The organism is Streptomyces sp. NRRL S-118 (assembly GCF_000716335.1).
GTDB lineage: Bacteria > Actinomycetota > Actinomycetes > Streptomycetales > Streptomycetaceae > Streptomyces.
In genome coordinates, this window is record NZ_KL591028.1 from 30394 (window position 1) to 43426 (window position 13033).

Annotated in this window: 10 protein-coding genes and 3 pseudogenes; 8 read left to right on the forward strand and 5 right to left on the reverse strand. The window is 74.2% G+C overall.

The genetic code is table 11. The annotated features are described in order from the left end of the window. The first annotated feature begins 109 nt into the window (after window positions 1–109). The 6 genes and pseudogenes from IH00_RS0131640 (at window position 110) to IH00_RS0131655 (ending at window position 5776) form a co-directional block, all read left to right on the forward strand. Window positions 110–655 (forward strand): HAD domain-containing protein, encoded by a 546-nt coding sequence (locus tag IH00_RS0131640; RefSeq protein WP_031079519.1) that lies wholly within the window; start codon window positions 110–112, stop codon window positions 653–655. A gap of 124 nt (window positions 656–779) precedes the next feature. Next, on the forward strand, window positions 780–1685 hold the full coding sequence (locus tag IH00_RS0131645) for an oxygenase MpaB family protein (protein WP_052411782.1): 906 nt from the start codon (window positions 780–782) through the stop codon (window positions 1683–1685). A gap of 102 nt (window positions 1686–1787) precedes the next feature. Further along, a pseudogene (locus IH00_RS45545) lies at window positions 1788–2471 on the forward strand (serine/threonine-protein kinase); the annotation flags it as partial. Window positions 2472–2746: 275 nt separating this feature from the next. After that, a pseudogene (locus IH00_RS45550) lies at window positions 2747–3022 on the forward strand (serine/threonine protein kinase); the annotation flags it as partial. Then, the gene (locus IH00_RS45555; RefSeq protein ID WP_420710956.1) at window positions 3014–4066 is read left to right on the forward strand and encodes a tetratricopeptide repeat protein; all 1053 of its coding nucleotides are present in this window, start codon (window positions 3014–3016) and stop codon (window positions 4064–4066) included. The pseudogene IH00_RS45550 and the gene IH00_RS45555, both read left to right, overlap by 9 nt. Before the next feature lie 165 nt (window positions 4067–4231). Continuing rightward, on the forward strand, window positions 4232–5776 hold the full coding sequence (locus IH00_RS0131655) for a phytoene desaturase family protein (RefSeq protein WP_031079521.1): 1545 nt from the start codon (window positions 4232–4234) through the stop codon (window positions 5774–5776). A 114-nt stretch (window positions 5777–5890) separates the two neighbouring features. On the opposite strand, the gene IH00_RS43005 is transcribed toward IH00_RS0131655, so the two are convergent. The 4 genes from IH00_RS43005 to IH00_RS0131675 all read right to left on the reverse strand — a co-directional run bounded on the left by IH00_RS43005 (window position 5891) and on the right by IH00_RS0131675 (window position 9433). Continuing rightward, window positions 5891–6067 (reverse strand): hypothetical protein, encoded by a 177-nt coding sequence (locus IH00_RS43005; RefSeq protein WP_158828036.1) that lies wholly within the window; start codon window positions 6065–6067, stop codon window positions 5891–5893. A gap of 340 nt (window positions 6068–6407) precedes the next feature. Next, window positions 6408–6599: an antitoxin gene (locus IH00_RS0131665; protein WP_031079522.1), complete on the reverse strand. Its 192-nt coding sequence runs from the start codon at window positions 6597–6599 to the stop codon at window positions 6408–6410. Between the two features lie 79 nt (window positions 6600–6678). Further along, window positions 6679–7536 (reverse strand): arylamine N-acetyltransferase family protein, encoded by an 858-nt coding sequence (locus tag IH00_RS0131670; protein WP_031079523.1) that lies wholly within the window; start codon window positions 7534–7536, stop codon window positions 6679–6681. Between the two features lie 67 nt (window positions 7537–7603). Beyond that, the gene (locus IH00_RS0131675; RefSeq protein ID WP_031079524.1) at window positions 7604–9433 is read right to left on the reverse strand and encodes a serine hydrolase domain-containing protein; all 1830 of its coding nucleotides are present in this window, start codon (window positions 9431–9433) and stop codon (window positions 7604–7606) included. Between the two features lie 202 nt (window positions 9434–9635). Between IH00_RS0131675 and IH00_RS0131680 the strand changes: the two genes are divergently transcribed. Both IH00_RS0131680 and IH00_RS0131685 read left to right on the forward strand, forming a co-directional pair. Continuing rightward, on the forward strand, window positions 9636–10760 hold the full coding sequence (locus tag IH00_RS0131680; RefSeq protein ID WP_031079525.1) for an NAD(P)H-dependent flavin oxidoreductase: 1125 nt from the start codon (window positions 9636–9638) through the stop codon (window positions 10758–10760). After that, window positions 10757–12322 carry an acyl-CoA synthetase gene (locus IH00_RS0131685; RefSeq protein WP_031079526.1) on the forward strand — a complete coding sequence of 522 codons (1566 nt, stop codon included), beginning with the start codon at window positions 10757–10759 and terminating at the stop codon, window positions 12320–12322. Before IH00_RS0131680 ends, IH00_RS0131685 begins: the two co-directional genes overlap by 4 nt. A 42-nt stretch (window positions 12323–12364) precedes the next feature. Here the strand turns inward: IH00_RS0131685 and IH00_RS40845 are convergent. Then, window positions 12365–12928 (reverse strand): annotated as a pseudogene (locus IH00_RS40845) (penicillin acylase family protein); the annotation flags it as partial. Window positions 12929–13033 lie beyond the last annotated feature (105 nt).

Here is a 13033-nt window from a genome sequence, read left to right on the forward strand (position 1 = left end):
TGCCCGCACACGGAGACCCCGTGCCCGCGCACGGAAACACCGGCTCGGGAGCGTGCGGGGAGCGCCAGCCGCTGTCGTCGTTCCGGCTGAGCGGATACTGTGCGAAGTGATGGGTATCTCCGCACGCCCTCTCCTGTTTCTCGACGTCGACGGGCCTCTCATCCCGTTCGGCGGCCCGGGGCGGTACTCCGACGAGCCTGTGGCCGCACTGCGGTGGGAGCCGTCACCGGCCGTTGGCTCGAACCCGCTGCTGGCCCGGATCGACCCGGCACACGGCACCGGCCTGGCGGCCCTTCCGTGCGACCTCGTCTGGGCCACCACATGGATGGACGATGCCAACGCGTGCATCGCGCCGCTGCTCGGGCTGCCGGAACTGCCCGTCGTGGACTGGCCGGAACCGTCCGAGCAGGAGGAACGGGACGTACGGGCGGGCCTGCACTGGAAGACGCGTCCGCTCCTCGACCGGGCGGGCGGCCGGGCCTTCGCCTGGGTCGATGACGAGATCACCGACAGGGACCGGGCATGGGTGGCCGCTCGTCACGGCGAACGGGCCCTGCTCCACCGCGTGGATCCCCGTACCGGGCTGACCGGCGCGGACTTCGCCCTTCTCGACGGCTGGTTGCGCGGAGCCCGAACCGGCGGACCGGCGCCGTGAGCCGGCCGGGCACACGTCGCCGTCACGGGCGCGCGGAACCTCCTGGAACCCTCCAGAGCCCTCCGGAACCTCCTGGAAGCAGCGAGGGCACCGTCCCCCGCTCGACACCACGGACGGGAGCAGCATGAACGACAGCACCGGGTACGACAGCTCAGGGGCCCACGCCCCGGGCAACCGGCAAGAGCGCGGTGCGGATCCCGGCCTCTTCGGGCCCCGTTCCGTGACCTGGCAGCTGCACAGCGACCCGATGATGTGGATCGCCGGCGTCCGCGCACTGTACCTCCAGGCGCTCCACCCCCGCGCCGTGCGCGGCGTCATGATCAACAGCACGTTCATGACCGACGCCTGGGGACGCCTGATGCGTACCGCCGGCTTCGTCGGCACGATCACCTACGGGACCACCGACGCCGCCGAGGAGGCAGGCGCCCGGGTCCGCAGGATCCACCGGCTGCTCGGCGTCGACGACCCCGGGCTGCTGCTGTGGGTGCACTGCGCCGAGATCGACTCGTACCTCCGCGTCGCCCGCCGCTCGGGCCTGCCCGTCAGCGACGCCCAGGCCGACCAGTACGTCGGTGAACAGCGCGAAGCCGCCCGCCTCGTGGGCCTCGACCCGGCCGGGGTGCCCGGCTCCGACGCCGAACTGGCCGCCTACTTCGAGGGGATCCGCCCCCGGCTCGCCGCGGGCGACGACGCCCGCACCGTGCAGGCGTTCCTGCGCCGTCCGCCCGTCCCCGCCCCACTCCTGCCGCTGCGGGCCACGCTGTGGCGGTCCGTCGCCTCGCTCGCCCACGACTCCCTGCCGCCGTGGGCCCACGCGCTGTACGGGGGGACCGCGCCGGACCCCGGCACCGTCACCCACCGGTTGACCGCGACCGGCAACCTGCTGCGCTGCATTCCCTCCCGTATCCGTTGGCAACTCCCGCCACAGCACATCCTCAAAGCCATGGACAGACTCGGGCGCGACACCCGCCCGGCCCCGTACAAACTCCGCAGACAGGCCGCCATACTGGACGGGCCGGGGAGGGCGTAGCGGGGGCGACGGGCGAATCGACGGGGGCGATGGCACGCGATGGGGGACACCAGGCTGATCCACGGTCGCTACCGGCTGCACGAGGTGATCGGGCGCGGCGGCATGGGCGAGGTGTGGCGCGCCACCGACGAGTCGCTCGGCCGGCGCGTCGCCGTCAAGTGCCTCAAGCCGCTCGGACCGCAGCGCGACGAGAACTTCCTCCGCGTGCTGCGCGAGCGCTTCCGCCGCGAGGCGCGCGTCGCGGCCGCGCTCCAGCACCGAGGCGTCACCGTCGTCCACGACTTCGGCGACTGGGACGGGGTGCTCTACCTCGTCATGGAGTTGCTCGACGGCCGCAACCTCAGCCAGCTCCTGGAGGACAACCGGCATCACCCGCTGCCCGTGCACGACGTCGTCGACATCGCCGAACAGGTCGCCGACGCCCTCGACTACACCCACCGGCAGGGCGTCGTGCACCGGGATCTCAAGCCGGCCAACATCGTGCGCCTCGCCGACGGTTCGGTGAAGATCTGCGACTTCGGCATCGCCCGCCTCGGCGCCGACATCGGCTTCACCTCCCGCCTCACCGGCACCGGCATCGCCATGGGCACGCCCCACTACATGTCTCCGGAGCAGATCAGCGGCGGGAACGTCGACCACCGCAGCGACCTGTACTCCCTGGGCTGCGTCCTCTACGAGATCGCCACCGGCTCCCCGCCGTTCGACCTGGACGACGCGTGGGCGATACTGGTCGGCCACCGCGACACCCCGCCCGAGCCGCCCCGCACCCACCGGCCCGAACTGCCGGAGTTCTTCGAACGGCTCGTCCTCGAACTGCTCGCCAAGACCCCGGAGGAGCGCCCGGACGACGCGGCCGACCTGCGCCGCCGCATCACCGGGGCCCGCGCCGTGCCCACCCTCCCGACGCCCGCGGCACCGTCCGCCGCCGTGGCGTACACGCCGGCTCCGCGATCCCCGCGCCTGCCGTCGTGGACGCGCGGCATGACCACCGGCCACAAGGCCGTCGGCACCAGCACGCTGCGGACCACTCCGCCCGACCCGGCCGCGGGCCTCACCGGCGGATGGACCACCCCCGCCGGCCCCCTCGCCCCCGGTCCTCTCGCCCCGGGCCCCGTCGCCCCCGGCCCTCTCGCTTCCGACCCCGCCGTCCCCGGCAGCACCCTCGTACCCGGCCCGCGCGGCGACATCCCGGTCCCGTCCGGACCGGCCGCGCCCGGCGTTCGCCCGACCGCCCCACGCCGCCGCCCGAGCGCCTCGCCGTCCTCGCCGGCCGGTACGACGCGGGCCTGAGCCTCGCCCGGCTCGGCCGCTGGGACGAGGCGGGCGAGGTGCACCGGGCGGTCGCCGCCGAGCGTGAACGCCTCCTCGGCCCCGACCACCCCGACACGCTCGCCAGCCGGTACGAAGTGGGCTTCGCCCTGAGCCGGACCGGCCATGCCGCGGAGGCGCTGCGCGAGTTCGGCGGGGTCGCCGAGGCCCGCGCCCGCGCCCTGGGCGCCGACCACCCCGACACGCTCGCGGCCCACCAGGAGATGGCGTACGTGCTGGGCCGGCTGGGACGCCACTTCGAGGCGCACCAGGTGTACGCCCGGGTGCTGGCGGCCCGGGAGCGCACCATGGGCCCCGACCATCCCGACACCCTGCGCTGCCGCCACAACCTGGCGTTCAACCTCGGCAGGCTGGGGCGGCTGGAGGAGTCCTACCGCCTGGCCACCGAGGTCGCCGCGGCGCGCTCCCGGCTGCTCGGCCCCGACCACCCGGACACGCTGGTCACCCGGTACGAGGTGGCGTACACGCTCGGCCAGCTGGGGCGGTGGTCCGAGGCCCTGAGCACCTACCAGGAGGTCGCCGCGGCGCGCGCCCAGGTGTTCGGCCCCGACCACCCCGAGACGCTCGCCGCCCGCTACGAGGTCGGCATCGGCCTCGGGCGCCTCGGCCGCAGCCTCGAGGCGCTGGAGCTGTACCGGGACCTGGTGGACGCCCGCACCCGCGTGCTGGGCCCCGACGACCCGGAGACCTTGCGCGCCCGGCACGGTCTCGGCGTCAACCTCGGGCGGCTCGGCCGCTGGGAGGAGGCCCTCGCCGAGGCCCGTGCCGTCGGTGCCGTCCGGGAGCGGGTGCTGGGCGACGATCACCCCGACACCCTGGTCAGTTGCCGCGAGGTCGCCGTGGCCCTGGGGTGGCTGGGCCGCTGGCAGGAAGCCCTCGCCGTCTACCAGCGGGTCGCGTCGGCCCGTGAGCGGGTGCTCGGCGCCGACCACCCCGATGCCCTGGCCAGCCGCAACGACGAGGCGCACTGCCTGGAACAGCTCGGCCGCCACACCGAGGCCGTGGAACTGTACCGGCGGGTCGCCGCCCAGCAGCAGGAACGCCACCCGTAGGCACGGCGCGCCGGGCGCCGGGGAAGGGCACGCGGGGAAGGGGGACGGGGGAGGAGACGCGGTGGGGGAGGCGCGGGGAAGGAGGCACGGGGGAAGGGGAGACCCTGCCGGTGCGCCCGGCGCAGGGAGGTGGCCCCGCCTTTCCGGGCCGTGCTACGAAGGGCCATGACCGTATCGCGCTCGTACGACGCCGTCATCGTCGGCGGCGGCCACAACGGACTGGTCGCCGCCGCCTACCTCGCCCGCGCCGGACGGACCGTCCTCGTCCTGGAGCGGCTCCCCGTGACCGGGGGCGCGGCCGTCTCCACCCGCCCCTTCGCCGGGGTCGACGCCCGGCTGTCGCGCTACTCCTACCTGGTGTCCCTGCTGCCGCCGAAGATCGTCCGCGAGCTGGGGCTGCGGTTCGCCGTCCGCACACGCACCGTCTCCTCGTACACCCCGGCCCTCCGCGGGGGTCGTCCCACCGGCCTGCTGGTCGGTGCCGGCCGCACCCGGGAGTCGTTCGCCGCGCTCACCGGATCGGACGCCGAGTACGCGGCCTGGGAGCGGTTCTACGCGATGACGCGACACGTCGCCGAGCGCGTCTTCCCCACCCTCACCGAGCCGCTGCCCGACCGGGGCGCCCTGCGCGACCGCATCGGGGACGCGGAGGCGTGGCGGATGCTCTTCGAGGAGCCCGTCGGCGTCGCGATCGAGGAGACCTTCCGGGACGACCTCGTCCGCGGCGTGGTGCTGACCGACGCCCTGATCGGCACCTTCGCCGACGCCCACGACCCCACGCTCCTCCAGAACCGGTGCTTCCTCTACCACGTCATCGGCGGCGGCACCGGCGACTGGAACGTGCCGGTCGGCGGCATGGGCGCGCTCACCGACGCGCTCGCGGACGCCGCACGCTCGGCGGGCGCGGAGATCGCCACCGGCCACGAGGCCACCCGCCTCGAAACCGACGGGCGCACCGCGGAGGTCACCTTCCGCACGGCGGATCACGAGGGCACCGTCGCCGCCCGGCACGTCCTGGTCGGCGCCCCGCCGCAGCAGCTGGCGGCCCTGCTCGGCGAACCCGCGGCACAGCCCGCCGAGGGAGCCCAGCTCAAGGTCAACATGCTGCTCACCCGGCTGCCCCGGCTGCGGGACCGCTCCGTCGACCCGCGGGACGCCTTCGCGGGCACGTTCCACATCTCGGAGGGGTACGGACAGCTCGCCGCGGCGTACGCGGAGGCGGCCGGCGGGCGGCTGCCCAGCGCCCCGCCCTCCGAGATCTACTGCCACTCCCTGACCGACCCGTCGATCCTCGGACCGGACCTCGCCGCGCGCGGCTGCCACACGATGACGCTGTTCGGCCTGCACACCCCGGCGCGGCTGTTCGCCGACGACCATGACGCCACCCGCGCCGCCCTGCTGAAGTCCACCCTCGCGGAACTCGACCAGCACCTGGAGGAACCGATCACCGACTGCCTGGCCGTCGACGCGGACGGCCGTCCCTGCATCGAGGCGAAGACCCCGCTCGATCTGGAGCGCGACCTGAGGCTGCCGGGCGGCCACATCTTCCATCGCGACCTGGCGTTCCCGTACGCCACGGAACGCACCGGCCGGTGGGGGGTGGAGACGGCCCACCCCAACGTGCTGCTGTGCGGGGCGGGGGCGGTCCGCGGCGGCGGGGTCAGCGGCATCCCCGGTCACAACGCGGCGATGGCGGTACTGGGCCGCTGACCCGCGGCTGGCGGGCCGCTCCTGGCGCACGGGCACACCGCGCCGGCCGGCCGCGTACGCACCCGTGGACGGGCGCCGCACCCGCGGCGCCCGTCCACCGGTGGAAGGCCGCCGTCAGTGGATGTCGATGAAGCCCGCCTGGAAGTCGTGGGCGTCGACGTTGCTGGTCGAGGCGTGCGAGCCGTGCAGCCAGCCGACCTCGACGTCGTTGCCACCGGCCGCCGCGGGCGAGGTGGCGAGGAAGCCGAGGGCGAGCAGACCGACCAGGACCACTGAGATGCGCCGCAGCATGGGTGTCTCCTTCGAGTTGGGGCGAATCGGGGACTCGACTCGACTGTGGATCAGCCGTCGGCACCCCGCACCCCGAGTCGCGCGGCCGGGTGGCGCGGCGCCACGGCCCCGTACCGCACCGGCCGTCCACCGCACCCGTCGCCCCCTCGGACGGTCACGCGCCCGCGCCCCCGGGCCGGGAACCGCGATGCACCCCGGCCCGCGCCCCCGCGCCCGCACCGCGTCGTCCCGAACGGTCACGCGCCCGTGCCCGCACCGCGTCGTCCCGGACGGTCGCGCGCCCGCGCCCGGGCGGGTCGCCCGGGCGCGGGTGGGGCAAGCGGGTGTCCGAAACGGTGGCTCAGGTCCGTGGCGGTTCCTGGCCCGGGTCGCGGCCGTACTGGTCCTTCAGCTTCTCCTGCGCCGTGTCGACCTGGCGGGTGTACTTGCGCTGGGTCCTGTCGTCGGCGGCGTCACCCGCCTTGTCGACGGCCCGGCCGGTCTGCTCCCCGTGGCCCTTCAGCATGTGCTTGAGCTTGTCCATCATGGACATTGGGTTCATCCTCCTGGTCGGGTGTCCCCCGCCATTCAGTCTCGCCGCAGGGCGCGCGACGCGCATCCGGGCCACGGGCTCACCCTGCTGCCGCCGCCTCACCGGCCGACGCCAGCCACGTCTCGTGCGCGCGCGTCACCCGCTCCCACAGCGCGGCCCGGTCCGTCCCGTCCAGCCCGTCCAGGTTGCGGCCGAAGCGGTTGGCCAGGACGGCGTACCACTCGTCCGCCGAGTCCAGCACCCGCTCGGTGCGCCCCGCCGCGTCGATGCGCTGGAGCATCCGGCCGCGCAGCAGGTCCACGCCCCCGGCGTCCCGGCGCAGGGCCGCGAACGTCGTCATGAACGGGGAGTCGGACGCCGTGGACAGCCGCACGTGCTCCTCGGCGAAGTCGGCCATCGTGGCGGGCCGCCCGGCGAACTCCATGACGGGGAAGGAACTGCCCGGGTCGTTGTGGAACCTCCAGCCACCGGGCTCGGTGGCGGAGGGCTCCATCCGGTACGTGAAGGGGCCCTGCCGGTACGTCCCCGCCCGCAGCGGCAGCGGCTCGTGCGGCCCGTCGCCGAGCCCCGCGTCCACGAACCAGCCCTCACCGCCGACGCGCACGGTCAGCGCCAGGTGGTTGCCGTTGGCGCCCCGGCCCTCCGGAACCTGGTGGACCCCGCCGACGTGCAGCGTCACGTCGTACCCCAGGGCCTCCAGCAGCGCGGCGAAGCCACCGTTCAGGTGGAAGCAGTAGCCGCCCTCCCCGGCGGCGAACCGGCGTGCGGAGAGTTCCGGTTCGATGCCCGGCGGCCGGCCCAGCTGGACGCCGATGTTCTCGTAGGGGATCCGTTCGAGGTGGGCCCGCTGCAGCGCGGACAGCGCTTCGGCGGAGGGCTCGCCGGGATCGGCGATGCCCAAGCGGGACAGGTAGTGTCCAAACGGCTCTGCGATCATGGTCGTTCACCCTAACGGGCGACTCTTTCCGCACTCCGGGCGGATCCTTCCCGGTGCCGTCCCGTCGTCAGTCCGCCGAGGCGGTCCAGCCGTCCGGCACGAGCCGCGCCGCGTCCGACGGGCGTGCGTCGTCGAAGAGCAGCCGGTGGCCGTCGTGCACCCGCAGCGCGTCGACGTACACTCCGCGCCCTACGTACAGACGGTCGGTCGCGTACCGCCAGCGCAGCCGCAGGGCGGAGCCCTGCCAGGGCGACAGGTCCGCGTCCAGCCGGTGCCAGACCCGGCCCGACCAGCCCGTCACCGCGCCGCCCGGGTGCCGGACGGGCTCCTCGCCGCTCCCGGGGTGCACGGTCGTGAACGGCACCGGCCGCCAGGTCGCCCCCGCGTCCCCGGACGCCTCCAGGAACAGGGCGTCGGTGCCCGGCTCGGTGTCCCACCACAGTGCGCAGCGCAGCCGCGCGCCGTCCGTGACCGGGCCCAGGTCGGGCAGGGTGAGCTTCGCCGACGCGCTTGAGGCCATGCCCGCGTACCAGGCGGTGCGGCCGCGCACCGGGCGGACCGGGACGGCGCGTGCCAGCTGGTTGGCGGCGGCCACCCGCGGTGCCGAGCCGGACCGCCAACTGCGGGCGGGATGGACGGAGTTGCCGAGGAGCACGAGGAAGGAGTCGGTGGTGGGGTCGATGACGAGGCTCGTGCCGGTGAAGCCGGTGTGGCCCGCGGTGTACGGCGTCGCCATCGCGCCCATGTACCAGTGCTGGTACAGCTCGAAGCCGAGGCCGTGCTCGTCGCCCGGGAACGCGGTGTTGAAGTCCGTGAACAGCAGCTCCACGGACTTCGGTTCCAGGATGCGGGCGCGGCCGTAGACGCCGCCGTTCAGCAGCGTACGGGCGAGGACGGCCAGGTCCCAGGCGCAGGAGAAGACACCGGCGTGCCCGGCGACCCCGCCGAGGCTGTACGCGTTCTCGTCGTGCACCTCGCCCCACACCAGGCCGCGGTCCAGCCCGGACCAGGGCGCCCGGGCGTCCTCGGTCGCGGCGATCAGTGACTTCCAGGCGAGCGGCGGATTGAAGCGAGTGCGGTGCATCCCGAGCGGAGCAGTGATCTCGTTCCGGAGCAGCGCATCCAGACCGCGATCGGTGATCTCCTCCAGGATCAGTTGCAGCGTGATGAGATTGAGGTCGGAGTACAGATAGGTGCTCCCGGGCGGGTTCGCCGGCACCTCGCCCCACAACAGCCGCAGCTTTCCCTCCCGTGTCGGCTCCCGGTACAGCGGGATCCAGGCGCGCAGACCGGAGGTGTGCGTGAGCAGCTGACGCACCGTGATGTCCTGCTTGCCCCCGCCCCCGAAGTCCGGCAGGTACGCGGTGACCTTCGCCTCCAGCTCCAGCGCACCCCGCTCGATCTGCTGCACCGCCAGCACGGCCGTGAAGAGCTTCGACACCGACGCCAGGTCGAAGACCGTGTCCTCCGTCATCGCGATCCGGCGCTCCGCCGGCAGCTCCACGCCCGTGTCGGTCTTCTCGTCGTACGCCGCGTAGCGCACCGCGTGCCCGATCGCCCGGTGCAGCGCCACCGTGCCGCCGCGTCCGGCGAGCACCACCGCGCCCGCGTACCACGGGTGCTTGGGGGAGGGGTCGAGGAACCGCTCGGCGTCGGCCACCAGCCGGTCCAGGTACGCGGGCAGCAATCCGGCGCGTTCCGCCGAGCCCAGCCGCAGCGTCGGCCGGCCGCCCCGCGCGCCGGGCCCGTCGCCCCTCGCGGAACCGTCTCCGCCCCGGGCGGACCCCGCCCCGCCGGCATCCGCCGCAGCGGCCCCCGGAATCGAACCGATCACCAGCGCACCTCCCAGGGCCAGGACTCCGCCGCCGAACCGGCGCCGGCTCATCCCCTCCGTCATCCTCACCCTCCCTGAAAGGAAGCTTCGGGCGCGCCCGCAACACGTGAAACTTTCTTACCGGGCTGCCACGGCGTCAAGACGGCGTCGCCGTCCTCGCCCGGATGCCGTGGAACACGGGCGGGCGGACCCGGTGCGAGCAGAAAACTGACGATGCATCAGAAACTCTCTTCCCGTCCCCGCCCCGCTGCGGCATCCTGCCGCCATGGAGACGGAGCTGAGCAAGGAACTGGGCGCCGAGCACGCCATCTTCGGCTTCACCCCCTTTCCCGCGGTGGCCGCCGCCATCACCCGGGCGGGCGGCTTCGGAGTCCTCGGTGCCGTCCGCTACACCGACCCCGGTGACCTCGCCCGCGACCTCGACTGGATGCAGGACCACACCGGCGGCCTGCCGTACGGCCTCGACGTCGTCATGCCCGCCAGGACGGCGGAAGGCCCCGGCCACGGCACGCTCACGGAGGCCGACGTCGAGGCGATGATCCCGGAGGGCCACCGGCGTTTCGTCCGGGACACGCTCGCCCGGCACGGGGTTCCCGAACTCGCCGACGGGGAGGCGTCCGGCTGGCGCATCACCGGCTGGATGGAGCAGGTCGCCCGCAGCCAGCTGGACGTCGCCTTCGACTATCCCGTCAGGCTCCTGGCCAACGCCCTCGGTCCACCGCCCCCCGACGTCGTCCGCCGCGCCCACGACCACGGCATCCTCGTCGCCGCCCTCGCGGGCAGCGCGGACCACGCCCGCCGCCACGCCGACGCGGGCATCGACGTCGTCGTCGCCCAGGGGTACGAGGCCGGCGGCCACACCGGCGAGATCGCCACCATGGTCCTCGTCCCGGAGGTCGTCGACGCCGTCGGCCCCCTGCCGGTCCTCGCTGCCGGCGGGATCGGCAGCGGCGCCCAGATCGCCGCCGGGCTCGCCCTCGGCGCCCAGGGCGTCTGGCTCGGCTCGATCTGGCTCACCACCACCGAGGCCGACCTGCACTCACCGGCGCTCACCGCCAAGCTGCTCGCCGCCGGCTCCGGTGACACGGTCCGCTCCCGTGCCCTGACCGGCAAACCCGCACGCCAGTTGCGCACCGCGTGGACCGATGCCTGGGACGCCCCCGGCGGCCCCGGCGCCCTGCCCATGCCCCTGCAGGGCCTCCTCGTCGCCGAGGCGGTCTCACGCATCCAGAAGTACGAGGTCGAACCGCTGCTCGGCACCCCGGTGGGCCAGATCGTCGGCCGGATGACCAGCGAACGCAGCGTCCAGGAGGTCTTCGACGATCTGACCCGCGGCTTCGAACGAGCCGTCGGCCGGATCAACCGCATCGCGCAGAGGAGCCGGACATGACCACCCCTCGGAAGGCCCCGCCCAACGGCTTCTGGGCCCAGGCCGCCGCCGACCCCGACCGCACGATCCTGTTCGCGCCCGACGGGCAGCGGTGGTCCGCCGGGCGGCTGCACGCCGCCGCCAACCGGCTGGTCCACGGCCTGCGCGCGGCGGGCATGGAGACGGGCGACGCCTTCGCCGTCGTCCTCCCCAACGGCGCCGAGTTCCTCACCGCGTACCTCGCGGCCTCCCAGGCCGGCTTCTACCTGGTCCCGGTCAACCACCACCTCGTCGGACCGGAGATCGCGTGGATCGTCGCCGACTCCGGTGCCAAGGTGCTCATCGCCCACGAGCGGTACGGCGACGCCGCCCGGGCCGCCGCCGAGGAGGCGGGGCTCCCCGCGGCCCACCGCTACGCCGTCGGCGGCCCGGTCGCCTCCTTCCGCCCGTACCACGCACTCACCGACGGGCTGCGGGACGCACCGCCCGGCGGCCGCACCCTCGGGTGGGTGATGAACTACACCTCCGGCACCACGGGACGCCCGCGCGGCATCCGCCGCCCGCTGCCCGGCAAGCCCCCGGAGGAGGCTCACCTCGGCGGTTTCCTCGGCATCTTCGGCATCAAGCCGTTCGACGGCAACGTCCACCTGGTCTGCTCACCGCTCTACCACACGGCGGTGCTCCAGTTCGCGGGCGCCGCCCTGCACATCGGGCATCCCCTCGTCGTGATGGACACGTGGGCACCCGAGGAGATGCTCCGCCTCATCGACACCCACGCGTGCACCCACACCCACATGGTCCCCACCCAGTTCCACCGCCTCCTCGCCCTCCCGGAGGAGGTCAGGGCGCGTTACGACGTCTCCTCCGTGCGCCACGCCATCCACGGCGCGGCCCCCTGCCCCGATCACGTCAAGCGGGCCATGATCGAGTGGTGGGGGACGTGCGTGGAGGAGTACTACGCGGCCAGCGAGGGCGGCGGTGCGTTCGCCACGGCCGAGGACTGGCTCAAGAAGCCCGGCACGGTCGGCAGGGCCTGGCCGATCAGCGAGCTCGCCGTCCTCGACGACGACGGCCGTCCGCTCCCGCCCGGCGAGCTCGGCACCGTCTACATGAGGATGACCACCGGTGGCTTCAGCTACCACAAGGACGAGGCCAAGACCCGCAGGAACCGCATCGGCGACTTCTTCACCGTCGGCGACCTCGGCCACCTCGACGAGGACGGCTACCTCTTCCTCCGTGACCGCCGGATAGACATGATCATCTCCGGCGGGGTCAACATCTACCCCGCCGAGATCGAAGCCGCCCTGCTCACCCACCCGGCCGTCGCCGACGCCGCCGTTTTCGGCATCCCGCACCCCGACTGGGGCGAGGAGGTCAAGGCGGTCGTCGAACCCGCCGAAGGACACGCCCCCGACGCCGCCCTGGCCTCCGGCATCCTCGCCCACTGCGCCGAACGCCTCGCGGGCTACAAGCGCCCGAAGAGCCTCGACTTCATCGCCTCGATGCCCCGGGACCCCAACGGCAAGCTCTACAAGCGCCGCCTGCGCGACCCGTACTGGCGGGGCCACCGGCGCCCCCTCTGACCCCGAGTCACCGGCCCGCCCGGTGCACCCCGCCCCTCCGTCCCCATCAACCGGCCCGTCCGGCGCACCCCCGCGGCCGCCGGCCGTCGTCGCGCCGCTGAAGGCGACCGCGTTGGAGCCCATGTCGGCGTTCCGGGCGTCGAACAGGGTCCGTGCCGCCGCGGCCGTACGGGCGGGATCGGCCGGCGCCACGGGTGTCCCGCCCGGCGGCCGCGCGGCCGTGATGCCGTCGACGGCCGCCCCTGCCCGCCCCTGCCCACCCAGCACCGCCAGCGCGAAGGCGCGCCGGGCGACGTCCAGGGCTGTGACCGGGCGGACCCAGTCGGCGCCCGCACAGGCCGGGTCGGTGACGCGGTTCTGTTTCAGCCAGGCGTTGTACCCGGCCGCCCAGCCGCGCATGAGCTCCTTCGCACGACGGCTCGGGACCGCCGGAGCGGGGGACCGGGCCACGATGTGCGGGATGCCGTGGCCGGTGTAGCGGATGACGGCCGACGGACCGCCGCCCGACGGATGGTGGCGCTCGACCGGCGCGGACGGGGCGACCGGCGCGGACAGCGGGGCCGCGCCGGCCACCGTCGCGAGCGTCGCGAGGACGGCGGGAACCAGGTGTCCCGGGCGAGTTCGAAGGGGCCGGGGGTGGAGAGGCCGGGTGCGGAGGAGCAACGTGCCTCCCAACAGGGCCGAGGTGAAAGCTCGTTGGACATGCACCCA